16 protein-coding genes are annotated in these 16,928 nt (G+C 44.5%); 11 read left to right on the forward strand and 5 right to left on the reverse strand.

What is annotated here, in order from left to right:
* Positions 1–61: 61 nt before the first annotated feature.
* The 3 genes from ACAN55_RS20690 to ACAN55_RS20700 are packed head-to-tail and all read right to left on the reverse strand — an operon-like array spanning position 62 to position 2,234.
* A complete protein-coding gene (locus tag ACAN55_RS20690) occupies positions 62–256 on the reverse strand; it encodes a hypothetical protein (protein ID WP_379137325.1) in 195 nt (64 codons plus the stop codon).
* 10 nt (positions 257–266) lie between these two features.
* Positions 267–1,616 (reverse strand): DUF2252 domain-containing protein, encoded by a 1,350-nt coding sequence (locus ACAN55_RS20695; RefSeq protein WP_379137327.1) that lies wholly within the window; start codon positions 1,614–1,616, stop codon positions 267–269.
* Positions 1,617–1,655: 39 nt separating this feature from the next.
* Entirely contained in the window at positions 1,656–2,234 is a 579-nt protein-coding gene (locus tag ACAN55_RS20700; protein ID WP_379137329.1) for a class I SAM-dependent methyltransferase, read from the reverse strand.
* Between the two features lie 216 nt (positions 2,235–2,450).
* Between ACAN55_RS20700 and ACAN55_RS20705 the strand changes: the two genes are divergently transcribed.
* The 4 genes from ACAN55_RS20705 to ACAN55_RS20720 all read left to right on the forward strand — a co-directional run bounded on the left by ACAN55_RS20705 (position 2,451) and on the right by ACAN55_RS20720 (position 6,447).
* The gene (locus ACAN55_RS20705) at positions 2,451–3,614 is read left to right on the forward strand and encodes a copper amine oxidase N-terminal domain-containing protein (RefSeq protein WP_379137332.1); all 1,164 of its coding nucleotides are present in this window, start codon (positions 2,451–2,453) and stop codon (positions 3,612–3,614) included.
* A gap of 64 nt (positions 3,615–3,678) precedes the next feature.
* Positions 3,679–3,963: an alpha/beta-type small acid-soluble spore protein gene (locus ACAN55_RS20710; RefSeq protein WP_379137334.1), complete on the forward strand. Its 285-nt coding sequence runs from the start codon at positions 3,679–3,681 to the stop codon at positions 3,961–3,963.
* Positions 3,964–4,182: 219 nt separating this feature from the next.
* Entirely contained in the window at positions 4,183–5,208 is a 1,026-nt protein-coding gene (locus tag ACAN55_RS20715) for a sugar phosphate nucleotidyltransferase (RefSeq protein ID WP_379137337.1), read from the forward strand.
* 132 nt (positions 5,209–5,340) lie between these two features.
* Positions 5,341–6,447 carry a glycosyltransferase family 8 protein gene (locus ACAN55_RS20720; RefSeq protein ID WP_379137340.1) on the forward strand — a complete coding sequence of 369 codons (1,107 nt, stop codon included), beginning with the start codon at positions 5,341–5,343 and terminating at the stop codon, positions 6,445–6,447.
* Positions 6,448–6,555: 108 nt separating this feature from the next.
* Here ACAN55_RS20720 and ACAN55_RS20725 read toward each other — a convergent pair whose 3' ends face one another.
* Entirely contained in the window at positions 6,556–7,398 is an 843-nt protein-coding gene (locus tag ACAN55_RS20725) for a GNAT family N-acetyltransferase (RefSeq protein ID WP_379137343.1), read from the reverse strand.
* A gap of 181 nt (positions 7,399–7,579) precedes the next feature.
* Between ACAN55_RS20725 and ACAN55_RS20730 the strand changes: the two genes are divergently transcribed.
* Together ACAN55_RS20730 and pyk are read left to right on the forward strand one after the other, a co-directional pair.
* Positions 7,580–8,497: an SMI1/KNR4 family protein gene (locus ACAN55_RS20730; protein ID WP_379137346.1), complete on the forward strand. Its 918-nt coding sequence runs from the start codon at positions 7,580–7,582 to the stop codon at positions 8,495–8,497.
* Positions 8,498–8,645: 148 nt separating this feature from the next.
* A complete protein-coding gene (gene pyk, locus ACAN55_RS20735) occupies positions 8,646–10,061 on the forward strand; it encodes a pyruvate kinase (RefSeq protein WP_379137349.1) in 1,416 nt (471 codons plus the stop codon).
* Between the two features lie 161 nt (positions 10,062–10,222).
* Here the strand turns inward: pyk and ACAN55_RS20740 are convergent, their stop codons facing one another.
* On the reverse strand, positions 10,223–10,861 hold the full coding sequence (locus ACAN55_RS20740) for a glycosyltransferase family 2 protein (RefSeq protein ID WP_379137351.1): 639 nt from the start codon (positions 10,859–10,861) through the stop codon (positions 10,223–10,225).
* A gap of 282 nt (positions 10,862–11,143) precedes the next feature.
* Here ACAN55_RS20740 and ACAN55_RS20745 point away from each other — a divergent pair, with 282 nt between their 5' ends.
* From ACAN55_RS20745 to ACAN55_RS20765, 5 genes are all read left to right on the forward strand, one after another.
* The gene (locus tag ACAN55_RS20745) at positions 11,144–11,824 is read left to right on the forward strand and encodes an ATP-binding protein (RefSeq protein ID WP_379137354.1); all 681 of its coding nucleotides are present in this window, start codon (positions 11,144–11,146) and stop codon (positions 11,822–11,824) included.
* A gap of 40 nt (positions 11,825–11,864) precedes the next feature.
* Complete coding sequence (locus tag ACAN55_RS20750; RefSeq protein WP_379137356.1) at positions 11,865–13,637, forward strand: two-component system response regulator; 1,773 nt, start codon at positions 11,865–11,867, stop codon at positions 13,635–13,637.
* A gap of 47 nt (positions 13,638–13,684) precedes the next feature.
* The gene (locus tag ACAN55_RS20755) at positions 13,685–14,086 is read left to right on the forward strand and encodes an ATP-binding protein (RefSeq protein ID WP_379137360.1); all 402 of its coding nucleotides are present in this window, start codon (positions 13,685–13,687) and stop codon (positions 14,084–14,086) included.
* A 154-nt stretch (positions 14,087–14,240) separates the two neighbouring features.
* Positions 14,241–16,310: a helix-turn-helix domain-containing protein gene (locus ACAN55_RS20760; protein WP_379137362.1), complete on the forward strand. Its 2,070-nt coding sequence runs from the start codon at positions 14,241–14,243 to the stop codon at positions 16,308–16,310.
* 141 nt (positions 16,311–16,451) lie between these two features.
* Complete coding sequence (locus ACAN55_RS20765; protein WP_379137363.1) at positions 16,452–16,688, forward strand: hypothetical protein; 237 nt, start codon at positions 16,452–16,454, stop codon at positions 16,686–16,688.
* Positions 16,689–16,928 lie beyond the last annotated feature (240 nt).

A 16,928-nucleotide genomic window follows, 5' to 3' on the forward strand; every position in this document is an offset into this window, starting at 1 on the left:
CTGGCATAAAAAATGCACCCCTTGGAATTACATCGGATTTACCCAGGGGTTTTTCCAATGTCTATTCTAAGGGGTGCACTTCAAACATCATATGATCGCTCTCTTTAATCGTATATAAGTTGCCGGACGATTTCAGGCTTTCAGTAAGACCCAGTACAGCTTGGAGCGATTTTTGATATACATCATCATATGCCGCCTTGCTTCCGTACATGGAGATCGCAATATCCTGATCGAATTGGTAACACTCGGGTGCCAAGCGGGGTGAATTAATCAGTGCCGGCCTCAACGAATTGTTCTTTAACCCATTCGGTGAACATCGTGTAGTCCTTCTCTACCTGATTGGCATACGCGGAGGCCCACTCGGACAGGTAACGGGCAAAAGCCTCCGGGTCGGTTCCCATGGCCTTGGTAATCTCCTGCTCACTATGGTAGGGAAGGAGTCCACGGTCCACGTCGGCATCCGCGCGGGCATGCATTTTCGCGGTTAAGCGGCCCATTACCTCAAGTACGCGGGTCATGTCTTCCATGGTATCGATGTCTGTTAACTTCAGTCTTTTCTTATAGGGAGAACGTTCCCGCACATAGAAGTTTCTGTCCTCTATAGTGAGGAAGCCCAGATAAGGGTCTGCTTGGTGGTGCATGGCCTGTTGTGTAGCTGCCACACGTTTGCCCTGATGCCCGAAAACTTGCCAAAAAGATTCGGAATAGGGAAGGAAATAAGCTGGAACCGGAACACGGACTTCTTTGGCCTCAAGTACCGTATCATCAGTATCTTCCTCCGCATGACCACCTTCAATGAGGATATAATAGCGGTCGAGCCCGATCGATGCGGTTCCTGATCCGTGTTTGATAGCCATATCCTTAATCCGGTAGTGATCCTCGTTAAAAGTGTGGGTAACCACGGTCTGAGTATAGAAGCTCCATGCCTTCTCCAAGAGGGCTTGTTCGGCTTCCCCGGGAACGGCCAGTTCTGAATTCTCCAGAAATACTCTGCCGGTCTGCATTTGAGACGTTACTTTTTCCAGAAAATGTGCCTGTTTGCGTTTCTCGAGCTTGCGCAGAAGCTTTCTCACCGGTCCTTTGGCTGAGTCTTCATCCACATGGAATGTTTCGGGGTTGTCCTTGCCGTCACTGAAACGGTGAATCTGCCTGGAGTAGGAATGGATATAGTTCTCAATTAAGCGCTGCTGCGCGGACGATTCATACCCCAGCTGTCTAGTCACAAGGGCGATGCTGCATGACATTCGCAGGAGATCGTATAGATAAGAGCCTACATATCCTTCATCAAAATCATTGACATCATAGACAATATCACCGTCACTGCTACGGATCGCGCCGAAATTCTCAAAGTGCAGATCTCCCTGAATCCAGGTGGGCCGGTCTCCCGGGGTGTGATAGGGAAAGTATTGTCTGGTGGCATCAAAGTAGAACAAATACGCACTACCCCGGAAGAAGGAGAAAGGGCTCTGCGACATTTTCGCGTATTTCTCCGCTCGCTTCTCAGCACTCAACCCCATAATGCCACTGTCGAATTCATCAAATATGGAGATCAGCAGATCCTTGCGGAGCTTGGTGCGTGTGCGAATAACACCTTCTGTAATGGACTTGTCGATCATGAGCGTAGCCCCTTTGCTAGAGATTACAATGCATAGCCGTTAAAAAGAGTATACATATACCTTCGTCCGCAGTGAATCCCCGCAGGTTATTGTACGGATCGGTGTTTTGCCGGGCAGGGCGAAGCACACGCTGATCACTGCAGCGCCGGGAGGTAACTCCTGCTTGAACTTATCCGTTAGCCGCGCCATTGCACCAGGGAACAAGTAGCAAAGGACGATGTCGGCATGTTCATAAGAGTTGCGGTAAATATCTCCCCGCTGAAAGTGAATTCTATTGCGTAGAATATCCCGGTGGTCGGCAGTGGAAGGGAAGCGGGCAGCTAAACGCACAAGCAGCCGGGATGACCATAAAGGAATGCTTGAATTCTCAATGCCCGTCAAACGTTTGCCGGGACAATGGCGGATTACAGCAAGCCCCAGTGTTCCCCAGCCTGAGCCTGCCTCCACGATATTGGCATACCCCGGAATACGGTTCACTTCTGCGGCCACAGCCTTTCGGACAGGCTCTGATGCAGGCATAGGGGATATTCCGTTCTTCCAGCTCTTCAGCACGATCGAAAGTACGGATATCAGGACGGCAAGAAAGAGAAGCCATGAGATGATTTCTACGATCGGCATTTGTTCCGGGAGCACCTCAATATAGAAGATATTTTGTAATAAATTATAGTATAGAAGCATCTTGAGAATAAAGGTATTACGTGGGACATGGCATGTGCTAACAGCAGGGCCGGGCAGGATAGCGCAACAAATGGTTTCATTCTTCGTATCTATCTGAAAGGTGAAAAATTGAAAAAATTGGTGGATGGAGTGATAGTGGTGGAGAAAGAGGGATCATTGTTGAAAATAGTGAAGCAGATCATTCGGGTTATTGGGCTTAGTGTTATTATAGTTGGCTTAATTCAGTCCAGTCCATCGGGTGTATCAGCCGCTTCTGGTACAGCGCAGTCCTCTACAACACCTGTTATTCGGATCTATCTTAACAACTCGCAGATTACCTCTTCATCCGGGGCTCCTTCCTTGCTGAATGGAACTGTCATGCTCCCGCTGGATGGCCTGTATATCCCTGGCGGAACCGTTGATTTCAATGAAACTACGAAAGTAATCTCCATAACCAATATGTTCACGAAGGGGAGGTTAAAGGTCGGGAGCCGGATAGGAGCAGTCAATGGCAAGACCGTCGTCTATTCCGCGGGCCCTCAGCAGATCCATAAGCATCTCTATGTACCTTTGCGTTTTGTGAATGATGCCATTGGAGGCTCATTGAAATGGAATGCTGAAAGCCGTGAGGCCGTAATTAGCTTTCCTGAATTTGTTGGTGACGGCAAGATAACGAATAATGCGTATTTTATAAACGGTGTGAACGGCACTTTATATAAGCGTGATACAGCAGGAATTGTTCACTCGTTGGGAATATCCCCGGCTAAACTCGAACCAGGGTATATAGGGAATACAAGGATTACTAACGTAGAGATTAGCGAAGATACGGACCTTGTGACGATTGAAAATTCCAGCGGAGAGCCTTCCATAAACCTGACTGTGATTAACCTGTTTGTGAAAAAGGGTGCCATACTGCGCCAATCCAATGCGCACTATTGGCAGTTCTCTCCTGAAAATCTGAAGACCTACAAAGGTAACGCAGTGATGAACGATGGCCATACTATTCGATTAATTGCACCTGATGCTTCCGTAATAGAATCTTGGAATATCTCTAAGTTAGCCGGAACACCAGAGGATAGCTACGCTGTTGAAGCCATAGGCGAGAATTACTTAATCGTTCGTTCCTCGAAAGAAGGACTACTGACGTTAATCGATACAGAAGCTAATCAAGCGGTTCTTCTCTATAAGGAGTTCGGTATTAATCCGCTTGAAATGCCAGGGTTCAAAGACGATGGTCTTCAATTTATTGCTGAAGGGGAGAGCAAGTCAGAGCTACAATTTGAATTCGTCAATAAATACAAAATGAGGACGGTCTTCACCTATCCAATGGATGCTCAATAATAGCGGGATGAAATGCTACACCTCCGGGCATGTTACGTGAAAGGACAACAAGGGAGGGTACATGATGGCAAGAAGAAGCAGAAAATATGCTGTGCCGGGGGTAGGAGAGGGCATGCAGATGTTCAAAGCAGAGGTTATGAAGCAAGAAGGATATAACGTTGATCTGAACCATCCGGATGACATCAAATACGAAGTAGCCAGGGAGCTGGGTGTATCCCTGAAGCCGGGCGGGAATGATGGCCTGACTACGGAATCGGTAGGGCAAGTCGGCGGCAAAATCGGCGGTTCGATGGTTCGCGAGATGGTCCGGCTGGCCCAGGAGCAATTAGCGAATAAAGAGCAATCCTAAAGTATATCAGTCAACTGTTTATACATGTTAATAGACACTTTGATTATCCGCGTGTACACGGGAATCAAAGTGTCTTATTTTTTGATGAAAGAACCTGCCTTATTCGGTCGATACGGCTAAATAGATATCCAAGCACCCTGACAGTTGGTGCATAAAATATAAAGAACGTACCTCAAAGACTTCCGGAGATTTCAGATTATAAGAGTAGGAGGTGTGGTTATGAAAGGATTAATCTTGTGCGCCGGCCGCGGAACAAGACTGCAGCCCTCGACTTATACCAAACCGAAGTGCATGTTACCCGTTAACGGTGAATATATTCTGGTCTCCATTATTAAGAAGCTGGTTGCTGCCGGAATTAGCGATATTGGAATCGTAGTGAACCCTTCACAAGGGGAGATCAAGGAGACCATTGGGGATGGGGAACGTTGGAATGCCTCTTTAACGTATCTGTTACAGAAAGAAGCGAAAGGACTGGCAGATGCGGTCAAGAGCGCGCGATCTTTTGTGGCTGCTTCCCCCTTTCTGTTGATGCTCGGTGATAACTTGTATGAGGGTGAGTTAGAACCATTGATTGCATCACTGAACGCGGATAAATACGCTGCGTCGATACTGCTTCAACGGGTCAAGGATCCGGGGCAATTTGGTGTTGCCGAAATTCAGGATGAGCAGATTGTCAGTCTCGAAGAGAAACCCCGTCATCCCAAATCGAATTTGGCTATTGTTGGCGTGTATGCGATAACCGCAGCCATCTGGCCGGCCATTGCGAAGCTTGCGCCTTCCCCGCGTGGTGAATATGAGTTAACGGATGCCATCCAAATGTTGATTTCAGAAGGCAGACCTGTTGCTTATAGCATAACAACGGCACCCTTTTTTGATATCGGGACCCATGACCGCTGGCTTGCGGCTAACCAGTATCAGATGGATCATGATCCTAAGAACCTCGTGTCTCCTCCCGGCAATCACGTCCTAGTTCAGTGGATCCCCCCGGTTAAGGTTGATCCCACCGCGCGCGTAATGAACAGTGTTATTGGACCTCACGTGTATATTGGTCCGGACAGCGTTGTGAAGGATAGCATTCTAACCAATAGCATTTTGACTGATCAGGTTACCCTGTCCCATATTCATGCGGAGGGAAGTGTGTTTGGATCACATGTTTCTTTGGCTGAACAAGAGACTTTGGCCCGGCCCGCCCGATATATCCTGGGAGACCGTGCAACGGTTACAAGAATCCATCCGGATCTGTAGAATGATTCACATTCGCCTTTAATTACTGGGGAATAGTCCAATCCATACCACAGGGTAGACACATACCTTAGAGTAGTCTAGTGCATCAGGCGACTGTGCATAACAACCTTTAGGGGCAGGTGATACTTGAAAATGATTGAGTTGGTGTTGTCGATTAACGATAAGGACGGGAGCTATACGGAACATGCGGGCGTTGTGCTTGCATCCGTCTTTGCCAATACCCAGCAGACGATCAATGTCCACATTGTGCATGACGATACCCTAAGTGAGGAGAATAAATTAAGGCTCACCCAGTTGGTGAATAATTTTCATCACAACATCTTTTTCTACCATGTAACAGTTCCGGGGGATATGTATGAAGCTTCGGCCGGAGTGAATCAAATCGACTATTGGACCATTGCCAGCATGTACCGTTTGCTGCTCCCGCTTTTTATTCAGGTAGAACGGGTGATCTACTTAGACTGCGATATTATGGTCAATATGGATATTAACGAATTGTGGAGTATCGATCTGGGGGACCGGTATTTGGGTGCTGTACAGGATCAGGGTGTAAATATGGAAGAGTATTTCACTTCATTGGGTCTTGGTGCGGAGCAGTACTTTAACTCAGGTGTGATACTGTTTCATCTGAATAACATCCGTAATAAAACAACATGGTATGAAGACATCCTCCATTTCCTGCGTAGTCATCCTGCGATGATCATGCCCGATCAGGATGTTCTGAATGCCGTGTATGGCTCGAATTATGTGCAAATGGATCTGCGCTTTAATACGTTCGCTCAAGCTGATCTCGATATTGCCAATAAAATAATTCACTTCGCCGGGGACAGTAAATGGTGGGATGTTAATTCACCCGCAGCACAGCTATACACTAATTATCTTGCCATGACCCCGTGGAACAGAGAACTTAATCAGGGGCCTGCTTCCGTGCCGCCAGCAATGCTGCCGCAGGGAAACCTTCCGTCAGCGCCCTCTGACCCGTCAACTCCAACTCCAGCTCCGGTGAATCATGCCGTGAAGCCGCGTAGACGGAGATATCGCAGATCGTTGCGTTACCGGCTGCGGTTAAGACTCAGATTGAGAAGGAAATTAAGACTAAGAAGAAAAAGAATGATCTCAGTCCAATATCGTTCCATAAAGCGGGTCAATCTTAAGAAAAGAAGCCAGCTTACTATAAACAAGGTCTTGCCGAAAGTAAGGAAGTCTCCTACAAATCGTCCGTGGAAACGGACTGTGTAGCTTATCACAAGGCCAAAAGGACATGGAACAAGGTGATTACCTTGTCCATGTCCTTTTTTGGGTAGACTAATGTTTTATTTTGGTGACCGGTGTTCTAACGCTTGCTGTTTATCCCGATAAACCCCCGGTATAATAATGCAACTCGGAGACGATTTCAAAGCCGGCGTCGAGATATAGATTTAAGGCCCGTTTATTCTCCGTAACGACTCCAAGACGAATCTGGGTATACTGTTTGTTTAACAAGAGTTCAACAGCAGACTTGAGAACTTTCGTTCCTAGCCCCTTCCCTTGGTTGGATGGCCAAATGCAGAAATCATGAATAAATACCGTAGACTCATTAATGGAATTGAACCGGATCAGCCCCACCCGTATATGATCCAGCCAGGCGATGTTGGTTGTGCGGCTGGGTTCGTTCGTGCGGGTGAAATATTCTCTGGTCCAAGCCTCTGAGTCGCCGAAGGCCTGTGACGAGCAAGCGACCATAAATTCAAAATCCTGAGGTTCGGCAGGGCAAAGACGCAGGTCCGAATCCCGGGGAGGTTTGAGTTCAGAATGGGCATAGGTCATCGAATATTCCGACCTGTTGAAGACAGCTCCCAGAGACTGAGCGGCTGTGAAACCGGCTTCTGATCCTTGGGGAATCCGGTAGCTAAGCCGCTGAATGCCCAGTGGCTGCATATCTGCTTTTGCACGCTGCAATAAACTGCGGAACACGCCTTGACGCCGAAAGTCCGGATGCACCATGGCATTGATTGTGGCTATCACACCGTCGACGGTATACCAGCTTAGAAGACCCGCCAGCTGATCATCGCGATAACAGAGCAGGGCGCGGTCCCCATTTTCTTTTGCTAGATGCTCAATGCCTGCATGAATAGTGATGGACTCCAGCTGGTTACATTGCTCTTCTAACCTGAGGATGGCTGCGATGTGTTCTTGAGAATGATAAATCATGGGAATTATAATAATGATCTCCTCCAAACCAGATCCATTGGGATATAACAGGATACTCACATTATATAACAATTCGGATCTCCTTTTTAGCTGCAAGGAGTCTGTGTACTGGAGAGTACCTGCTGGACAATGGTATAATTTCTATTTAGTAGAACAGTTATTGCACTGGGAGGCAAAAATGATGAGTGAGGATCTTTTGGCACAGCTGGATGAATGGCATGAAGAGGATGAATATCAGGAAATTGTAGATGCAATTATGGAGATTCCCGCAGAGGACAGAGACTATGTATTGACCGGCCATTTGGGCAGAGCGATGATTAATCTCGGTCAGTATGAAGAGGCCATAGAGCAGCTGATGACCATCAGCGAAGAGGGTAAGGAGGACGCGCTTTGGCACTACCGCATGGGGGTGTCCCATTACTATTTGGAGCAATATGATCTGGCCTTGAAGGATTTCAAAAAGGCGGATAAATTGGAGCCTGACGATGAGGATACGCTGGAGTTCCTGGACTGGGTTCGCACGAAACGGGCGGAACAACCCGCCAAGAAACCGGTTAAACAAGCGGCTAAGGCACCTGCAACTGATTTCGACTTCACAAACTTCTGGGACGACAGCGAATACGCTCTGGATCAATACGTGTCCGGACCACCAACTGACGAGCTGATTGAATCCGTGCAAGATGAGCTGGTCTTCAAGCTGCCTGCTTTCTATGTTGCGATGATGAAGCTACATAATGGGGGCATTCCCCGCAACACTTGTTATCCTACAGGGGAAGCAACCTCCTGGGCTAAAGATCATATTGCGATTTCTGGGATTTACGGCATTGGGCGGGACAAGAGCCATTCGCTGTGCGGGGATTCCGGCAGCCGGTTTATGATTGAAGAATGGGATTATCCTGAGATCGGTGTAGTCATTTGTGATTGCCCTTCCGCAGGCCACGATGTGGTGATGCTGGATTACCGGGCAGGCGGCAACGACGGCGAGCCGGAGGTTGTCCATGTGGATCAGGAGAATGGATACAAGATTACGTATTTGGCACCAAACTTTGAGACCTTTATCCGCGGACTGGTGAATGAGAAGGTTTTTGCCAGCGAGTAATATAAGCAATGTTGATGAGTAATTCACGGCGTATGATTGTGCCTCCTGGTGGAGAGGGCTTCATTCATTTGGCTTCAGAGGTTTATGGGTATAGTAATAGCGAGGAACCTGAATATCGGAGCATCTAAGCCATAGGAGGAAATCAAATATGCTAAGGACGAAAATCATCTGTACGATCGGACCCGCATCTGAGAATCTGCTTACGCTTAAGGAAATGATCCAAGCCGGAATGACGGTAGCACGGCTGAACATGGCGCATGGGGAGCTTGAGGAGCATTCGGCCCGTATCCGCAGTGTCCGTCAGGCAGCAAGTGAACTAGGCACCCGTATTCCCATTATGATGGATATTAAGGGACCCGAAGTGCGGATTGGGAAGCTGAAGGAAGAATTCTGCGTGTTGATCCCCGGCGAGCAGTTAACGCTGACTACGGAACAGATTCTCGGCGATGCGCAGCGAATTTCGGTTAACTATCCGGACATGCCTGCTGTTGTGAAGCCGGGTGACCGCATTCTGATAGACGATGGCCTAATTGACCTGACCGTGGAAAATGTAGCTGGCAGCGAGATGTTATGTCGCATTGTAAGCGGCGGAAACTTGAAACCCCGCAAAGGTGTCAACCTTCCCGGCATCGTTACCACACTTCCCGGGGTGACTGAACGCGATATCCGGCATATCCATTTCGGGCTGTCCGAGAACATCGAGATGATTGCTGTTTCTTTTGTGCGCAGCGGCGATGACATCCGGCAAATCCGCAGCATTCTGGAGAACAGCGGATCAGGACATGTGCAGATTATCTCCAAAATCGAGAACAGCCAGGGCATGGATAACTTAGCTGATATTATCCAAGCCTCAGATGGTATTATGGTCGCCAGAGGCGATTTGGGTGTCGAGGTGCCAATTGAAGATGTGCCGATGCTGCAGCGGCAGATGATTGAGGCGTGCAATCATGCCGGCAAGCCGGTCATCGTCGCCACACATATGCTGGAGTCGATGCAGGTCAATCCGCGCCCGACGCGCTCAGAGGTAAGTGATGTGGCAAATGCGGTGCTTCAGGGAGCGGATGTCGTAATGCTGTCAGGAGAGTCGGCGGCGGGCAAGTATCCGGTCCAGTCGGTGCGGATGATGGCAGCCGTAGCCCGCAAAGCAGAGCTGATGATTGATTACCAGAGTGCGTTCAACAGCAAAGCAGGCTGGCGGCGGGACTCGGTAACGGAAGTGGTCAGTCAGAGTGCAGTCAACGTCTCGCTAATCCTGGGAGCGGAAGCGATAATCGCCGCTACTGAGAGCGGTTTTACCGCTCGGATGATTTCCAAGCAGCGTCCGGCGGCGCCGATTATCGCCGTAACCCCGAAAGAGGTGGTGCTGGCCCGGATCTGTCTGCTCTCCGGCGTTATTCCGGTCCTTGGCGAACGGGTTCACAGCACGGATGAAATGTTCGAATCGGCTACCCGCCATGCGCTTAGTACCGGAATGATCCATGAAGGCCACACGGTTGTTCTCTGTGCAGGTATTCCAATCTGGCAGGCGGGAACCACCAATTTAATTAAAGTCGTACAAGTTTAGAATAAAGCATATAAGAAGACCGCTATAGCATGCTATAGCGGTCTTTGGCATACGTAATTATATTCATCTGGAACCGACTAATCCCGGCTGACAAACTTTCGTATACTCCCCGTCCATAGCACCTGTACCCCGCTTTTTAAGAGCTGTTTGTAGCTGACGATTCAGGTATGGCCCCTGGAGTTCTGTCTGCGGATCGCGAGGAAGTTGTAAGGACTGCCGGAGTAGATCTTGAAGCCTTTAGTCAGGCAGTCTGAACAAAATTTAACACATTCCCCCCGGTTCTGATCAGGAAACCAGACGCGGCTGAACACATATCTTTTAGCGAGGAGAGTTGCTCCTTGAACGATACTAACGTATTGATCCGCCTTGTTATAGTAACGGAGCAAGAGCAGTTTTTTGCCATTTAGGTACATGTAATGAGCGCGTTTGCCTACAATATCGGCGCCTGTCTGCGACATCACCCGCATGCTGTCCGTTAAATAACCCGTGGCGTAATAATCATCATCATCGAATTTGGCAATAAAGCTGTATTTGGTCTTCTTGACCGCGTAGTTTAAGCAAGCCCCGAGGGTGAGATGACCCGGAAGCCGCATGATTTGTATGTTGCTGTGCTTGTTCGCTAAGCGTTGATAAGGTGCAAGAGGTATTGCATCATTGTTCACAATGATCACGAGCTCTTTTTTAGCGTGGCGTTGTCTGGCGTAATTGCTGAACAGGTTCCTTAGATAGCTCTGGCGGTTTGTGCAGGTAATAATGGAAACTCCCTGCTTGAGATTAACCTTACTTGGGCCGGCTTCCATTACATCGCTCCCCTTATCCGTGATGATCCATTCTAGCTATTGATAAAATATGTGACCATACCGCAAGGGTAACGGCATTCAGGAGAAATGGAGAATACGCACATGATAATGAATGAAAATGGATTTCCTAATTGTAAATAGGAGCAGTTTCTTATGAGTGGTCTGGGAAGATAAATTAGGAAAGCAGAGTGGTACCTATTTCCTGATTATAAGAGTAAATTTTAGGAAGGATGGGATAAAGAGAACTTAATGGTTAAAAGCGGGGTGATGCTAATGAATGATATGAAGATAGTTAAGCGAATGGCGGCTGGCATTGTTCATGAAATAAGAAATCCAGTAACGGTGATTAAGGGCTATATTAATCTGTTAAAAGACTCCATTAGCCAGAAACATTTCGATACTATATACACACAGATCAATATGATCGAACAACTAATGGATGGCTTAGAACTTCTGGCGAAATATGATCACACTGAAACAATGGAATTAAATAATATAGAAGTCTCATCGTTTATTCGAACCTGTTTTGAAGAAATAAATCCTATTCTTGAGGCAGCTCAAATTTCAATTGAAATTAAATGTGAATATAATCACAAAATACAGTGTGAAGAGAAGTTAATCCACTTATTAATAGTAAATTTATTGTTAAATGCTGTGGATTCGATGACAGTAGGCGGTGTTGTTTCGATTAAGGTAGGTGAGTATGAGCAGGATTATGTACACATTCAAATTGAAGACACCGGCACTGGTATTTCACTGGAGCGTCTCCCTTATCTAGGACAACCCTTTTTTTCAACTCAGGAGAAGGGGTTTGGAATGGGGATTATGTTATGCCGGACGATCGTTCAGAAGCATTATGGTTCACTTAGCTTTTATACAACTATAGATAAAGGAACTAATGTGAACATCACTTTACCAAAGATACAGCCCCTCATCACTAAGACCCCGCGTATACTGCACTAATCAACTGGAGTAAAAAACACATGTAAGGTGGTTGCTGATGATGAATACTAAGAAGCTCTTAATTATTGAAGACTCCATAGAAACTTGTTCAATCTTAGGAATCATGCTTCGGAAAATGGGATTTTTGTACCTTACTGTGGCCCATTCTGCAAATGAAGGTGTGGGTATCCTTGAGGATTTGTACTCCAAAGGTATAAACATAGATTTGGTCCTGATGAATATCAATTTACCAGGTATAAACGGTGCAGATTTGTGCAGGCAGATTAAGTTCAACCCTTCATATGCTTCACTTCCGATTATCATGCTTACAGGAGAAGTAGAGCATGAGGGGATTGAAGAGGCTGTATTGTCTGGAGCGGATGACTTTGTAGAGAAACCACTTCGGTACACGGATCTCTTCATACGGATCAAAATTGCCTTAAGAATAAATATTTCAAGTGAATCCAATCAGTTTGAGCCAAAGGAACTTGTACTAGCACCTAGACAAAACAGCATTGATGTTGTAGTGAGTAAGTTGCAGAATTTGGTATATAGAGTAAAAAAGGATAGTCTTACAGATCAACTGACGCTCACAGTCACTGGTGGTAAATTGGCAGAGCGAATGAAAATTACCAATGATTTATTACTTAGTGAGGAATTAAGAACCTATTTCAAAGGCGAAGACCTACTTATTTTTAGAGAGCATCACAATCGGGCATTCCAAGGATCTCATACTTCGTTTGAAATTCAACATACAGGACATTGGTATCTTTTTACGCTATCGCCTGTTCTGGTGAAGGATCAACTGATTGAAGTACTAGGAAGCGCAATTGATATAACCCCACAAAAAAAGCGGGAACAATTAATGCGGATATCGGAAGAGCGGCTTAGAACTTTGTTTGATTATACTCCTGTAATGATCTGTGCTATGGATAAAGCAGGATTTATTAGTGATATAAATACATATTTTTTAGATAAAATTCAGTATACGCACCCCGAAATAGTAGGTAAGAATATAGCTGATCTGTTAACTTCATCTTCAAAAGTAACGTTTGTGCAAACCGTGTTGCCCAAATTGTTAAAGGAAATAAAGACTCGTGAGTCAGAAGTATCTATTGTTACCAGAAGCGGCGAGATTTTGGAGTGCTTATTGAATTCCAAAATTATAGTTAGTGAAGAGGGAGAATCACTCCGGATTTTCACAACACTCAGAGACCAGACAGAGAGAATACGGAATGAGCAGGAGATGCATTATTTGGCTTATCATGATCATCTGACCCGTCTGCCTAACCGTGCACTGTTCTATAAAAATTTCCATCATTCTTTGAATATTGCCAAGGTGGATAAGACAAAACTTGCTGTAATGTTAATCGATGTGGATCATTTCAAGTCAATTAATGACTCCATGGGCCATCGAAAAGGGGATGAGGTTCTATGTGCGATTTCCACAATTCTTTCCGGCCAAGTGGCAAGCAATGATACAGTAGCCCGTTTAGGCGGCGATGAATTTGTAATTCTAATACATAATTATTTAGAATACGAAGACATCAATTATAAGGCGGAGCGTATATTGCTTGCTTTGAGAAATTCAGTAGAATTTATCTCGATGAATTTGACTGCTACTGTAAGTATAGGAATAAGTATGTACCCAAGGGATGGCGATGATGTAGATACTTTAATTATGAAAGCAGATCGTGCTATGTACTACAGTAAACAAAATGGCCGCAATAGATTTCACTGGCATAAAGTAGAGAATGATAAAGAGAAGTACAACCTTAACCGGAAGCTCACTTATAAAACGAATCAATTGTGGAGTGAAAAAGTTAATGTGTAGTCTTTCCTAACAAAAGATTCAGGCCCGTAATACTAGGAGGTAACGTGATGAAGGACCCCTGTGCGCAGTATTGCCTACCCATGTCGGGAGGAGCCGATATCGAATTAGCTATGGATATGACGGGACAATATGCTGGAGAAACAGGGTTTACTCCCAAAGATACAATTTTTCTAAAGTTAGTGACGGAAGAAGCTTGTACAAATGTGATAGAGCACACGGATTCCTTCTTTAGATTCTGGATTAAATGGGAGTTGTATTATGATGGAATGAGGCTTAAGGTAATTCAACAAGGGTCTTTATTTAGTTTGGATAGAAATTCAGATACTCCCACAGAATCCTCCAGAGGCCGTGGTTTAAGGATCATTACGAGTTTATGCGATGCTGTAGAAATTGAGCAGCATGGTTCATTAGTTTCCCTGGTTATTTCAAAAAAAAGAATGGACTCTTAAAACAATATACTTATGAAAGAAGGTTTAAACCCTCCATATATATAAATGTGGTGGGTTTATTTAATTCAAGTTAACATGAGTTAAATCATCGTTAAAAAATGCAGAAAATGGTATTATAGATGTGACTAACAACCTAAGATGGGGCGGATGATAAATGAAATATAGTCCTGAAGGTCTATTTATGATGCAGGAAGGATTCTCTCTAAAAGTTCAATTATCAATTTTTCTGACTGATTCAGCAGGAAAATATGAAATTCCGCCTTCGATTATAGATGCTTGCATGGGGAATATTGTTAGAAAATTTTCTATAGAAAAACATATGAAAACAACAATAAAAAATTATGGGACTCCCAAGACCCCATTATTAATAGAGGGGCAGTTTAAGCCGGTTCTTGGAACTAGGTTTATTCTGTACCCGGTAGTGATTGCAGACAAAGCACAGTATTACATCTGGTCGGGTTTATTTCGAGAAGTTTCTAATAATGAAAGTCTGAAGGATACAATGTTCACGGAATATGGTGAAATTAAGACAATATTGACCGAAGAGGTCAAGCAATTATTTCAGTATTTTGAGTATTACGCCGGATTAATAAGTACTTTGTTTATGAGTAACATGGGTTCAGCAAAATACGATCAGCAGTTATATAATTTGCAGAAAGCTATCGGAAGATTGAATAGCCCAAACGTTATCAGTGATAATTTTTTGGAGAGCCTCAGTTCGATCATCCCACAGGTTGAATTTTTAGGATATGCGGTTAGAACTGAAGCTGATTCATTCCTAATTTCAAATGTATGGGGGAAGGAAAGAGAAGTTTTAAACCAGCAAAGTTTTGTTTTAGGTGAAGGATTTCTGGGAAGAGTTGCTGCAACTACAAAATTCGAAAAGTGGAATCATGTAGATCAAGACCCAAGAAGCGCTTTCTTCAAAAGACTTAATCTTCATGTTAAACAGTTGTTTTGTTTTCCTATATTTAATGGAACAGTACTAGATGGAGTATATTTCGGAGGAAATTACACCGAAAATTCGGAGTTTCAGAATTCGGACATTCTAAAGATAAGTGCTGGCTTGCTGCAGTTTCATCTAACAAATCAGCGATTAAGATCAGAACATTATGAAATGAACTCCTTGATGTCAATAGTTTTTGAGTTGTTCAAATCGATCAAACAAACCAATGAAGTTAAAGAACTGTTCTATCTGCTGCTCGATGCTGCGTTAAATATAACTGAAACAACAATGGTCTGTCTCCTCTATAAGGATAAGTTCAGAGCAGGCAAGCTGCACTTTCTTTCTCGTGGCATCGGTAAGTCTGAGTTGGAAGGTGTAACTACGGATTTGATGAGAAGATATTTTAGTGAGGAGTCCACATCTTCTGGTGAGGAGCAGCTGTCTCAATGGAACTCCGGACGCAATGTTCTTGAAGTTCCAATTCTGTTCAATGGATTCTTGGTATCGTTATTATGTGTGGAGGTAAAGAGTGAAAAGTCAGGATTAGCCAATTATTATGCGGATGCCTTCAGACTCTTATATACTGTTCTGATTCAGAAACTGATGCTGCATGAGTTGGAGGAACATGCCCGTGTACAATTGCTGAAAGACGCTCTGCAGCAATGGAATCCTGAACTACATTTGGAATTACAAGCAACGCACTCATACGTTGCCAGTGTCTTGCCATTTCTACCGATATCGCAACAGGAACAGCGTCAAGTGTTATTGATCTGTCCTATTTTATTTTATGATTTAGCGATACTCCGTTCACACTCGTTCTCAGAAGAACTGTTGAATGTGATCGAAGAATTCCAGATATGGCACTCAACCAGCCAGGCACCTGATTCCGTATCAGCTCAAATTTTGGCAATTGCTTATAATTATCAAAAAGGTTCAAATTCAAAAGTAATGAACGGCTTCTCTCATAATTTAATTTACTTGTTTGAAGAAAACACTCGAAAGAATTCATTCCTGGAAGCAGATCTATCAGAAGATGATAAACTCGGATTATTCTCTAGTATGAGTGTGGAGAGTAGGCTGGAGCAATTGTCAAAGAGAGAGAATGAGGTTCTTCAGCTTGTAGCAATAGGGTATGGAAATAGAGAAATAGCCAAGAGGTTATACATCAGTGAACATACAGTAAAAAACCACATGAGTAATATATTCCAGAAACTTGATGTTAAAGATAGAAGTAAAGCCATTGCAGTAGTGTACAAGAAAATTTACGAAAATTTGTAATTTTTATTATTTAATGAATAGTAATATTTTCTTATTCTAATTCACTTTAGTAAGTTTATAAGAAGGTGTGGGGGTTCCAGTTTCTATTAGCTTTGCTTTATACTCAAGTAGCTGTTATTTATAGCAAGGAAGGCGAAGAATATGAAGTATAAAATTAATATCTTGCTGCAAATAGAATGTACTCTTTTCTTTCAACAGAATCCCTATGCTTTTCACACTATTGAAGGATTAGCAATTCATATAGGCAGATCCAAAGAGCTCCTTGAAGAGGTTCTTATGGTATTGTGTGAGAAAGAGATCGTTGAAGCTGTGCGAGAAAGAGACGGTATCTTATATCGTTACAGAAGTCCCGAGCAAACAACAATTATTAAAGAATAATTTTATTAAAGTCTAGACCGCAGAGATGCGGTCTTTTTTAGTTTTTACATCGGCTGAAGACCGGGGAGCGGCAAATAATTCATCTGGTAGGAGCAGGCATATGTATCAGGAATGCAGCACAACGGGTAAGTAGAAGAGAATAGGGCTATCAAGTGGGAGGATAACCCGCTGACAAGCCGCGAACACTAAGGGTGCATTTGTCCGTTGCAAAGTCCGTAGCAATTCATTAACGACTCAAGA

The sequence above is a fragment of the Paenibacillus oryziterrae genome (assembly GCF_042610485.1).
Lineage (GTDB): Bacteria > Bacillota > Bacilli > Paenibacillales > Paenibacillaceae > Paenibacillus_AQ.

Bases quoted from the DNA above. Each gene is read 5' to 3' on its own strand.
- ACAN55_RS20745 (WP_379137354.1), top strand. From the start codon at position 11,144: ATGAAGATAGTTAAGCGAATGGCGGCTGGCATTGTTCATGAAATAAGA.
- ACAN55_RS20720 (WP_379137340.1), top strand. From the start codon at position 5,341: ATGATTGAGTTGGTGTTGTCGATTAACGATAAGGACGGGAGCTATACG.
- ACAN55_RS20700 (WP_379137329.1), bottom strand. From the start codon at position 2,234: ATGCCGATCGTAGAAATCATCTCATGGCTTCTCTTTCTTGCCGTCCTG.
- ACAN55_RS20755 (WP_379137360.1), top strand. From the start codon at position 13,685: ATGAAGGACCCCTGTGCGCAGTATTGCCTACCCATGTCGGGAGGAGCC.
- pyk (WP_379137349.1), top strand. From the start codon at position 8,646: ATGCTAAGGACGAAAATCATCTGTACGATCGGACCCGCATCTGAGAAT.
- ACAN55_RS20765 (WP_379137363.1), top strand. From the start codon at position 16,452: ATGAAGTATAAAATTAATATCTTGCTGCAAATAGAATGTACTCTTTTC.
- ACAN55_RS20740 (WP_379137351.1), bottom strand. From the start codon at position 10,861: ATGGAAGCCGGCCCAAGTAAGGTTAATCTCAAGCAGGGAGTTTCCATT.
- ACAN55_RS20715 (WP_379137337.1), top strand. From the start codon at position 4,183: ATGAAAGGATTAATCTTGTGCGCCGGCCGCGGAACAAGACTGCAGCCC.
- ACAN55_RS20760 (WP_379137362.1), top strand. From the start codon at position 14,241: ATGAAATATAGTCCTGAAGGTCTATTTATGATGCAGGAAGGATTCTCT.
- ACAN55_RS20710 (WP_379137334.1), top strand. From the start codon at position 3,679: ATGGCAAGAAGAAGCAGAAAATATGCTGTGCCGGGGGTAGGAGAGGGC.
- ACAN55_RS20725 (WP_379137343.1), bottom strand. From the start codon at position 7,398: ATGATTTATCATTCTCAAGAACACATCGCAGCCATCCTCAGGTTAGAA.
- ACAN55_RS20730 (WP_379137346.1), top strand. From the start codon at position 7,580: ATGAGTGAGGATCTTTTGGCACAGCTGGATGAATGGCATGAAGAGGAT.
- ACAN55_RS20750 (WP_379137356.1), top strand. From the start codon at position 11,865: ATGAATACTAAGAAGCTCTTAATTATTGAAGACTCCATAGAAACTTGT.
- ACAN55_RS20695 (WP_379137327.1), bottom strand. From the start codon at position 1,616: ATGATCGACAAGTCCATTACAGAAGGTGTTATTCGCACACGCACCAAG.